The 10005-nt window shown below is 51.6% G+C and carries 8 protein-coding genes and 1 pseudogene; 5 read left to right on the top strand and 4 right to left on the bottom strand.

The genetic code is table 11. The features are described from left to right. The first annotated feature begins 742 nt into the window (after nt 1–742). From rpmH to mnmE, 5 genes and pseudogenes are all read left to right on the top strand, one after another. Nucleotides 743–883, top strand: coding sequence for a 50S ribosomal protein L34 (gene rpmH, locus JL661_RS18210; RefSeq protein ID WP_000831330.1), 141 nt, complete (start codon nt 743–745; stop codon nt 881–883). A gap of 15 nt (nt 884–898) precedes the next feature. Next, a pseudogene (gene rnpA, locus JL661_RS18205) lies at nt 899–1259 on the top strand (ribonuclease P protein component). Continuing rightward, the gene (yidD, locus tag JL661_RS18200; protein WP_015422368.1) at nt 1223–1480 is read left to right on the top strand and encodes a membrane protein insertion efficiency factor YidD; all 258 of its coding nucleotides are present in this window, start codon (nt 1223–1225) and stop codon (nt 1478–1480) included. Before rnpA ends, yidD begins: the two are co-directional and overlap by 37 nt. Nucleotides 1481–1482: 2 nt before the next feature. Next, on the top strand, nt 1483–3114 hold the full coding sequence (gene yidC, locus JL661_RS18195) for a membrane protein insertase YidC (protein ID WP_218480994.1): 1632 nt from the start codon (nt 1483–1485) through the stop codon (nt 3112–3114). A 113-nt stretch (nt 3115–3227) separates the two neighbouring features. After that, the gene (gene mnmE / locus JL661_RS18190; protein WP_024473709.1) at nt 3228–4592 is read left to right on the top strand and encodes a tRNA uridine-5-carboxymethylaminomethyl(34) synthesis GTPase MnmE; all 1365 of its coding nucleotides are present in this window, start codon (nt 3228–3230) and stop codon (nt 4590–4592) included. 11 nt (nt 4593–4603) lie between these two features. Here mnmE and JL661_RS18185 read toward each other — a convergent pair whose 3' ends face one another. The 4 genes from JL661_RS18185 to JL661_RS18170 all read right to left on the bottom strand — a co-directional run bounded on the left by JL661_RS18185 (nt 4604) and on the right by JL661_RS18170 (nt 9981). Further along, nucleotides 4604–5551, bottom strand: coding sequence for a DMT family transporter (locus JL661_RS18185; protein WP_015422370.1), 948 nt, complete (start codon nt 5549–5551; stop codon nt 4604–4606). Next, nucleotides 5548–6141 carry a TetR/AcrR family transcriptional regulator gene (locus JL661_RS18180; RefSeq protein ID WP_049247042.1) on the bottom strand — a complete coding sequence of 198 codons (594 nt, stop codon included), beginning with the start codon at nt 6139–6141 and terminating at the stop codon, nt 5548–5550. The genes JL661_RS18185 and JL661_RS18180 overlap by 4 nt, the downstream gene beginning before the upstream one ends. A 96-nt stretch (nt 6142–6237) precedes the next feature. Further along, nucleotides 6238–7035 (bottom strand): energy transducer TonB, encoded by a 798-nt coding sequence (locus tag JL661_RS18175; protein WP_046024827.1) that lies wholly within the window; start codon nt 7033–7035, stop codon nt 6238–6240. A 3-nt stretch (nt 7036–7038) separates the two neighbouring features. Continuing rightward, a complete protein-coding gene (locus JL661_RS18170; protein WP_062773476.1) occupies nt 7039–9981 on the bottom strand; it encodes a TonB-dependent receptor domain-containing protein in 2943 nt (980 codons plus the stop codon). Nucleotides 9982–10005 lie beyond the last annotated feature (24 nt).

Raw genomic sequence — 10005 nt, 5'->3', positions numbered from 1 at the left:
CCTAAACAAGACCAGTCAAAGAAACAGAATAAGATTTTTCACGCAGACACAGCACATACAGACGAATTGTCCTCTGCATGTTTCAACGGACACGTCAGTGTACAAAAGTGGGGCTGTGTTATGGACGATCATTCCCTGCACCGGCGATCACCGCACGGGTGAAAATGATCGTGACGACGGATCATATCGTAAAAGCGGGACAAGATCCTCATCCTTTTACACAGTTTTCCGGGTTTTTATCCACAGGGGCTGTCAGCCCGTCCGGAGCGGGATTCAGGCCGGAGTATAACGAATCCGGGCAGGAGAATACAGCGGGAAAATCCCGTTTGGGGATAAGTTTTGGTGAATTATCCTCAGGCTGAAAAAACGCATTCAGGATCAGGCGCGCGATCGAATATTCACGGATCGCGGATCGATCCTTGCGCTTTGCCGGGGAGTCCGTATAATCTTGCACCCTGTGCGCGTTATCTGTGTCTTGATGCGGTGATGTGTGCAGGCAGGTTATGGGTAAATGCAATTATGTGCAGAAATCTGTGTTATCGCGCCATCTTTGATTGACGGACAGGCCCGGATTTTATTACAATCTCGCATCTTTCCATATTGATGTTGCGATAAGGCACAGAGGTCAGCCACTTTCCGTGATGACCCTTTCAGCAGAAAGATGAGAATCCGCCGCTGAATTTACTGTTTGCCGATGCGTTTACTGAATCAGTAATAATTTAAAGTTTAGGTAGAAACCGCTATGAAACGCACTTTTCAACCGTCCGTACTGAAGCGTAACCGTTCCCATGGTTTCCGCGCTCGTATGGCCACTAAAAATGGTCGTCAGGTTCTGGCTCGCCGTCGTGCTAAAGGCCGCGCTCGTCTGACCGTTTCTAAGTAATAAAGCTAACCATACGTGGTTAAGCTCGCTTTTCCGAGGGAGTTACGTTTGTTAACTCCCGAGCATTTCAACTTTGTCTTCCGGCAACCACAACGGGCAAGTACTCCTGAAATAACACTTCTGGGACGCCGTAATGAGCTGGAACATCCCCGCATTGGTCTTACCGTCGCTAAAAAAAAACGTTAAACGGGCTCATGAGCGCAACCGCATCAAACGGTTAGCGCGTGAATACTTTCGTCTGCACCAACATGAGTTGCCCGATATGGATTTCGTGCTTCTGGTAAGAAAAGGGGTATCGGAGTTGAGTAATCGCGAGATTACGGAAGCATTGGGTAAGTTATGGCGTCGTCACAGTCGCTTGGCGCACGCTTCCTGATCCTGTTAATCAGAGGTTACCAGCTGGTGATAAGTCCGCTGCTGGGACCACGTTGCCGCTTCACACCAACATGCTCGCAATACGGAATTGAGGCATTGCGCAGGTTTGGTATGATAAAAGGCGGTTGGTTAACGGTGAAACGCGTATTAAAATGCCACCCTTTACACGAAGGTGGTGATGATCCTGTCCCACCTAAAAATGATGATAACAGAGAACATTAACGATGGATTCGCAACGTAATCTTCTATTCATCGCTTTGCTACTCGTATCCTTCTTTGCATGGCAGACGTGGGAAAGTGATAAGACACAAGCACTTAACGCGGCTACTCAGGCAACGCAGCAGACGACAACGCCAAGTGGTGAAAGCAGCGGGCAGAACAAATATATTACGGTCAAAACAGATGTGCTGTCACTGAACATCAATCTGCGCGGCGGTGATATTGATGAAGCTGACCTTTTGGCTTACCCGGCAACCTTAAAATCCGCAGATCCGTTCCGTTTACTGGAAACAACTCCTGAATTTGCCTACCAGGCAATCAGTGGTTTAACCGGTGTGAATGGTCCGGACAACCCGAATAATTACAAAGATCGCCCGCTGTATACCACTGAAAGCGATACATTTGTGCTGGCGGAAGGCCAGGATGAACTGCGTGTTCCTCTGACTTTCGTTCTGGATGGTGTCACGTATGTGAAAACCTATACTCTGAAGCGCAAAGACTATGCCATCAGTGTTGATTACACCATCAAAAACGACACCTCAGCTCCGCTGGAAATGGCGTTTTTCGGTCAGTTAAAACAATCTGTGAATTTACCGGAACGTCTTAACAACGGCAGCAGCAACTTTGCGCTGCATACCTACCGTGGTGCGGCGTACTCGTCTGAAGACACTAACTACAAAAAATACAGCTTCAGTGATATCGAAGATAAACCACTGAACATCAACAGCAATGTTGGCTGGGTAGCGATGTTACAGCAGTATTTTGCGACAGCGTGGGTTCCTGAGAAAGGCACCACCAATAACTTCTATACGCTGTACAGTGCCAAAACCGGCGATGCATTCATCGGCTATAAGAGTGATGCAATCCGTATCGGGGCAAACAGCGAAGCGAAATATAACGCAACACTGTGGGTCGGACCGGAACTGCAGAACGAAATGGAAGCCGTGGCACCGCATCTGGACTTAACCGTTGATTACGGCTGGTTATGGTTCATTTCTCAGCCGCTGTTCAAGTTACTGAAGTTTATCCACAGCTTCATCGGTAACTGGGGCTTCTCCATCATCGTTATCACCTTTATCGTCCGCGGTATCATGTATCCGCTGACCCGTGCGCAATACACCTCAATGGCGAAAATGCGTATGCTTCAGCCGAAGCTGAAAGCAATGCGTGAGCGCATCGGTGATGATAAACAGCGCATGAGTCAGGAAATGATGGCGCTGTACAAAGAAGAGAAAGTGAACCCGCTGGGTGGCTGCTTACCGCTGATCATCCAGATGCCTATCTTCCTGGCACTGTATTACATGCTGATGGGCTCGGTGGAACTGCGTCACGCGCCGTTTATCGGCTGGATCCATGACTTATCCGCACAGGATCCGTACTACATCCTGCCGATTCTGATGGGTGCAACGATGTTCGTGATCCAGAAACTGTCTCCGACAGCGGTCACCGACCCGTTACAGCAGAAGATTTTCACCTTTATGCCGGTGATCTTCACAGTCTTCTTCCTGTGGTTCCCGTCAGGTCTGGTGCTGTACTATATCGTCAGTAACCTGGTGACTATCCTCCAGCAGCAGATTATCTATCGCGGCCTGGAAAAACGCGGTCTTCACAGCCGCGACAAAAAAATAAGCCCGTGACCGGCGGGGAATCTCTGCCGGTCTTATAGTATTATTTAAAGGCGGTCATATTGACCGCCTTTATTGTTTATCACACGGTGAGAAAGAGAGACATGGTCATGAATAACGCTGAAATTCAGAGCACCGATACCATTGTGGCACAGGCAACCCCGCCGGGACGCGGCGGAGTCGGTATTTTGCGTGTGTCCGGCCCGCAGGCGGCACAGGTGGCTCAGATTGTACTGGGGAAACTCCCGAAAGCGCGTTATGCCGATTATCTGCCTTTCCGTGATGAAACCGGCAAAGTGCTGGATCAGGGGATTGCAATTTTCTTCCCCGGCCCGAACTCCTTTACCGGTGAGGATGTGCTGGAACTCCAGGGGCACGGCGGACCGGTTATCCTCGATTTATTGTTAAAACGTATTCTGCTTATCGATAATATCCGCATTGCCAATCCCGGTGAGTTTTCAGAGCGTGCATTCCTTAATGACAAACTGGATCTGGCACAGGCGGAAGCCATTGCTGACCTGATTGATGCCAGTTCGGAACAGGCGGCCCGTTCGGCGATGAATTCATTACAGGGCGCTTTCTCCGGGGAAGTGCATCAGATGGTGGAAGCACTCACTAACCTGCGGATTTATGTCGAAGCAGCAATCGACTTCCCGGATGAGGAAATTGATTTTCTCTCGGATGGTGTGATTGAAGCCAAACTCGATACCGTTATTGCTGACCTGGAACGGGTTCGTTCTCAGGCGCGTCAGGGCAGCCTGCTGCGTGAAGGGATGAAAGTGGTGATTGCCGGGCGCCCGAATGCCGGAAAATCCAGCCTGCTGAATGCTCTTGCCGGACGCGAAGCTGCGATTGTCACTGATATTGCCGGAACCACCCGTGATGTGCTGCGTGAACATATTCATATCGACGGTATGCCGCTGCATATCATTGATACCGCCGGGCTGCGCGAAGCCGGGGATGAAGTGGAGCGGATTGGTATTGAACGCGCCTGGCAGGAAATTGCACAGGCAGACCGCGTCCTGTTTATGGTGGACGGTACCACGGTGGATGAACAGACCCCGGAGCAAATCTGGCCGGAATTTATGTCCCGCTTACCGGCCGGTATCCCGGTCACCATTATCCGCAATAAAACCGATATCACCGGGGAAACCACCGGTATCACAGAGCGGAACGGCGATACGCTGATTAAACTTTCTGCCCGCGAAGGCCACGGTATTGATTTGCTGCGCGATCACCTGAAAACCACCATGGGATTTGAAGGCAACACTGAAGGCGGATTCCTCGCCCGCCGCCGTCATTTACAGGCACTGAACACTGCGGCAGAGCATCTGATCTCCGGTCACGAGCAGTTAGTAGTTGCCCGCTCCGGCGAATTACTGGCAGAAGAATTGCGTCTCGCCCAGCAGGCACTGAGCGAAATCACCGGTGAATTTACCTCCGACGATCTGCTCGGGCGCATTTTCTCGAGTTTTTGTATCGGGAAGTAAGCTGACAAACCCTAACACTGATTCGGTTTAACGACAGCCACATTCACTGCCTGTGTCTTACGCCGGGCAGGTAGTGTAATACAGACCAGACAGGTGAAAATCAGTGCGACTCCGGCCCAGCCGGCGGTGGTGAGTTGTTCGCCGACAATAATGGCGGCGAGTGCGGCGGCGACAACCGGTTCCAGCAGTGTAATTGTGGTGGCGGTACTGGCGGGAATACGTGCCAGTGCATAACCGAAACAGACATAGCCCAGAAACATCGGTACACAAGCCATGTAAATGCCGACTGCGGCGTTCTGCCACGAATCCAGGAATGGTGCGCCGTAAAGTGCTAATACTGGCATCAGCAGTAATCCCCCGATCCCGAAAATACCGCCCATAGCTGCCCGTGACGGAATGTTGCGCTGCATCAGGCGGCGCGCGGCCCAGGAATAAAGCGCATAAGTAAAGGCGGCGAGTAATCCCAGTATGACACCTGTCAGTGTGGCGGATGCATCCGCTGCAGCAATCTGTTCCGTGCCGCCGGAAAGGGAAAGAAGCGCAATACCTGTCAGGCCGAGTACTGCACCGCTCAACCAGCGCAGTGTCATGCGGGCTCCGTCCATGATAATTTCAATAATTGCCGATAAAACCGGTGCCGTTCCGATCGATACTACGGTGCCGATAGTCACCCCGGCCAGTCGCATTGAGCCGTAAAAGGCGAGCGGATATACGGCAACAGCAACGGCACCCAATAACAGCAAATGCCATTGCTGCCGGAAAGTGCCGAGGCTGCGGCGGATCGGTGTGATGGCAATCGCGGCCTGGAGCAACCCGCCGAAACCCATGGCGGCAGCACCGATAGCAACAGGACTGACATCCGGTGCGAAGGTGGCAGAAACCCCGGTGGTTCCCCATAAGAAGGAGGCCAGGATAATGACGGCAATTCCGGCAAAGTGGCCTTTGGGTGTCTGGATCACAGCGCCTCCAGCATGGTTTTTGCCATGGCGGCAGCCTGTAATACCCGTGCCCCGTGCTCTTCCAGCCCGGCGAGTACAATCGCACCTTCCAGTAAGAACGCCAGGTGTGCGGTCAGTTGCTCTGCTTTCGCGGTGTCTTCCGGCAGCAACTGATAAAGGTTCTTGTGGATAATATCAGCTACTTCAGATTTGTGAGCACACACTTCGCGACGTTCCTCACTGCCGGCCGGAAACTCAGCGGCTGCGTTCAGCAGGCCGCATCCCCGGAATCCCCGTTCATAGGCAAACTCAGCATGGTCGTGATAAGCATCAAATACCGCCAGGATCCGCTGTACCGGGGTTGTTGCCTGTTGCAGACGGACATCATATAACGCCAGCCATTCTTCATGCCGCAGCCGGATGTAAGTGGTTACCAACTCAGCTTTGGAGCTGAAATTGTTATACAGACTTTTTTTAGCGACACCGGCCTTTTTGGTGATCGTATCAATACCGGTTGCCGCAATGCCCTCGTTGTAAAATAAGATGCCTGCGGCTTCCAGTAAACGGTCTCTGGCACTGAGCCGGGTCTGTGTTGCGTCGGTGTCTTTCATCCGGAAAATCTCTTGTGTTTAATTAATAGGTAGACCAGTATACCTATTAGCTCTGTGTGCACAAGAAATAATCACTGTCGTGAATACACTCAGCCGTTAAAAACCCTTGTTCAGCTGAAAACGTAATGAGAATGTCACCCTCCGTTTTGCACCTGGTGGCGGCGTACCGACAGCAGCAACCCTGATGACAGCATCCATTGCGGCGTTATCCAGTAATTCATAACCGGAAGAGCGGGTAACGACCGGTGCAAAAGGTTTGCCGTTATCGTCGAGAGAAAAGGAAATGGTGCTGATCCCCCGCTGCCCGGCGCTGCGGGCTCGGCGGGGGTAATGTTTTTGCTCCTCAATTTTTTGCCGCAGCAGGTTAAAGTAATCCTCCTGTGCTTTCCGGTTATCGGCTCCTGCGGTGGCAGAATTTGTCGGGGATACTGCCTGTCCGCCGGACTGCTGCTGTGTGGTTTTATCCTCTCCGGTATCCGCGGTGGTTTTTGTGGTGATCGGTTCTGATTTCTCCGTTTTTTTGTTCACAGCGTTTACTGCCGGTTTTGCTGATGGTGGTTTGGTTGTTTTCTCCGGTGTTTTCCGGCGGGTGGTTGCCAGTTCTGCCTGAGACGGTGATTCCTGTGGTGGTGGTAATTGTTCCTCCTCCGGCTCTGTCTCCTGATATGCCGGTGCTGCACTCATCTGAATGGCAACGGAAACCGCCGGGGTTTGTCCCCGGTTATCAATCTGATGCTGTTGCGGGGCGGTCACCGGGGGGCTGCCCGTGATGAGCAGCCCGGCGACGGAGAAACACACACCGATCGCAGCAGCAGAAACCATCTGCTGCCACGTTCCGGTTCTTTCCCGGGAAAACAGGAAAGGCGGATGCGGTAATGCTATTGCGCCGTACATAAATCAGAACCTCGCGGAAACATTGAATTTTACGGCCCGGCCCGGTGCAGGCATCATCGAACGGGTGAGCGGGTCGAGGTAATATTCATTGGTCAGGTTGGTGGCCGTCAGTTCGAGGGTAACATCCGGTGTGATTTTATATTTGGCGTAAGCATCCACAGTCAGTACCGAATTCCAGCGCATCGGGTAGTTATTAAAATTGCTGTATTGGTTAGGGACAATCGTCATCAGACGTTTCTCCTGGCTGTTTTCCACCGCACTGTGGTAGAGCCAGCGACTGCCGATTTCTAATGACTCCTGCAATAAACGCCCGCCGAGGTTAAAGGTCACAGAGTAGTGCGGCTGGATTTGGGTGCGCAGGAACCCGCCCGGATAACCGCCGTCAATGCATGACGGGATATCTTTCAGCCCGGTCGGATCCATAAAGGCATGGGATGTTTCATCACAGACTTTATTGGTGAGGTTATAGGTCACCCCCAGATCACTGAAGATCCAGCCATGATCATAACGGGCCTGGATTTCAATCCCTTTCAGGATCTGCTTATCCATCTGTGTAAAACGGAAATAATTATCACGATCAAAGACATTGAGGATATCCGTATGGAAGTAGTTCAGCCGGATATCTGCATGGCGGTCAGCATGAAGCAGTGATTTCCCGTTAAAAACTACACCGTATTCCCGTGTTACCGCACGTTCCGGTTTATAACGGTAACCGATATGCGGGACAGAGGAACCGGAAAACCCGACAGTATCCTCAAACAGGCTCGGCATACGTACGGTTTCCGCATAGCGGCCATACAGACGCAGATCATCAGTCAGATGCACCGAGGCAGACAGCATCGGTGTCCAGGCGCTAGCCTGGCGGCGGGGTTTTTCTTTCCAGGTGTGGGTGACTGCCTGAAGTTCTCTGTCACCGTGCGAAATAGGGAGGCTGCCATACTCATAGAGATAGGTTTCCTGCCCGGTATAGGGATCAATACCCCGTAATGCGGTATCGATATCCGGCCGGTCTTTCTGTTTCAGGCGTCCGTCACTGGTATCCACCGGCCAGAATGCCTGCTCATGTACCATTGGCCGGTCTTTCCGGTTGTTGAGGTAATCACGACGCCATTTTGGGTATATAGACTGAAAAATTTTTCCCCATGTTGCTTGTTTTTCTTCCGGGGTCAGTTCGTGCCACATACCCTGCTGCCGTTTTTTATAAACCTGTGATTCTATTTCGGTCATATTCCGGAAATAATTCAGGTAATAACCGGTAACTTCATAGTTTTGTTTGCAGTAGGGGTCTTTGCGGGCGGCGCACTCATTGGAGAGATCATCCACACTCCAGTATACGGCTTGTCTGCCGCCGGCACTAAGTGACAGCCAGGAGACCGGCTGCCAGTCCAGGCTGACGGATTGCTGATATTCAAAGCGGCGGCCTTTACGGGCGGGAACAGCGAACATAAAGAGTTTATAGTTTTCCAGGCTGGTATTACTGTCCAGATGCTCAAACTGCATATTGGCGGCCAGAGTCACCGACAGTTCCGGGGTAAAAGCAAACTTATTGCTGAAATCCAGCCCGTAGCGCTGATTCTGTACATTCAGGGCAGCGGTGTTAATCAGTGTTCCATCGATTGCCGGGTTGATGGTGTTGATATCCCCCTGTTTATAGCCGTAGTCCATATTCTTCGGGTAACGCGGCCAGCCGCCGCCGGAGTTGGTATTGCTGGTGGTCAGGGTGGTCCACAGGCGGATATCTGCATCAATATAGGTAAAATGTGCCGGTTGGGATTTCAGGTGAAGATAACCGGCCTGTGCATGCAGGTCAGCCAGCGGCCACTGCGGAATAATATTATCCTCAGCGCGGATCCAGCCCAGCCGGGAAGGCATAATATCGCCGAAATCCGAGCGGGTATCGCGCCAGCTGAGTTGCAGCGCGTGGTCATCATTCAGATACCAGGTATTTTTTATCAGCCAGGATTCCGTTTTTGCCGATGTATTGGGAACTTCATTACCCTTGCGGTAAATACGGGACACAAACGGCATATACGGGTCGTAAGTCATATTCGACATTTGCAAAATACCGATATCACTGTCAGACATTTCATCATTATAGTTTTCGCTGTGGCGTTTACCGGCAAAATAGTTTCCCCGGTCGCGGTAAGCATAAGCCAGCAGCAGATCCATATTTTCCTGACGGGTACCCACTGCCAGACGCCAGGCGTAGTCGCTTTTATTCAGTGTGGGGGCATTATCACGATTTTCCGGGGTTAAATGGGTGCCGGGGTCGTCAATGATAAGCCAATCAAATTGCATATTATCCACAAGGCGGTAATCTTCCCCGAGCCCCAGATTGGGTATCCGGGCTTTGGTGGTGTTACTGCTGTTTTCCAGCATCAGTGCAGCACCAAACTGGTCACCGTTTTTCACCACGTCATTGATAGTGAGCGTTTTCATGGCAACACCGCCGCCTACCGACGTTTTCAGGAGCGGGTTAAGGGACGGGCCTTTTTCAATCTCAATTTCACTGATCAGTATCGGGTCAAGGTAGTTACGGTTATTGGCACCGTTATAACCCCGGTACACCGTCACGGCCTGTTCGGTGCCGTCGATGGTGACCGGTACACGGCCCGGCCCCTGTATTCCGCGGATATTGACATCCAGCGCGTTGCCGTTGCGGGCATCACCGCTGAATACCCCGTTGGCGCCTTTGAGAATATCGGCGGCAGAGGCGCCTTTATAGCGCTCTATTTCTTCTTTGGTGAGGATCAGGGTGGAGACATTTTTGTCATAGATTTTATCTTTGGCGCTGTCAGCAGCGGTCTGTTCATTACGGAGCGTAATATCGCCCAGGTGCTGATCTTTTTCCTCTGCCGCCAGTCCCGGCAGCGGGATAAATAACACGGGCAGAAGCAGTGTGATTGTTTTATATGGGTGACCAGATAATGGTGAATGCGAAGACATAACGATTCCCGGATGATAAAAAAT

Origin of the sequence: Morganella morganii (genome assembly GCF_019243775.1) — a bacterium.
GTDB classification, from domain to species: Bacteria; Pseudomonadota; Gammaproteobacteria; order Enterobacterales; family Enterobacteriaceae; genus Morganella; species Morganella morganii.
Note: the sequence above shows the minus strand (reverse complement) of the source record. Positions and strands in the feature narration are given on the sequence as shown.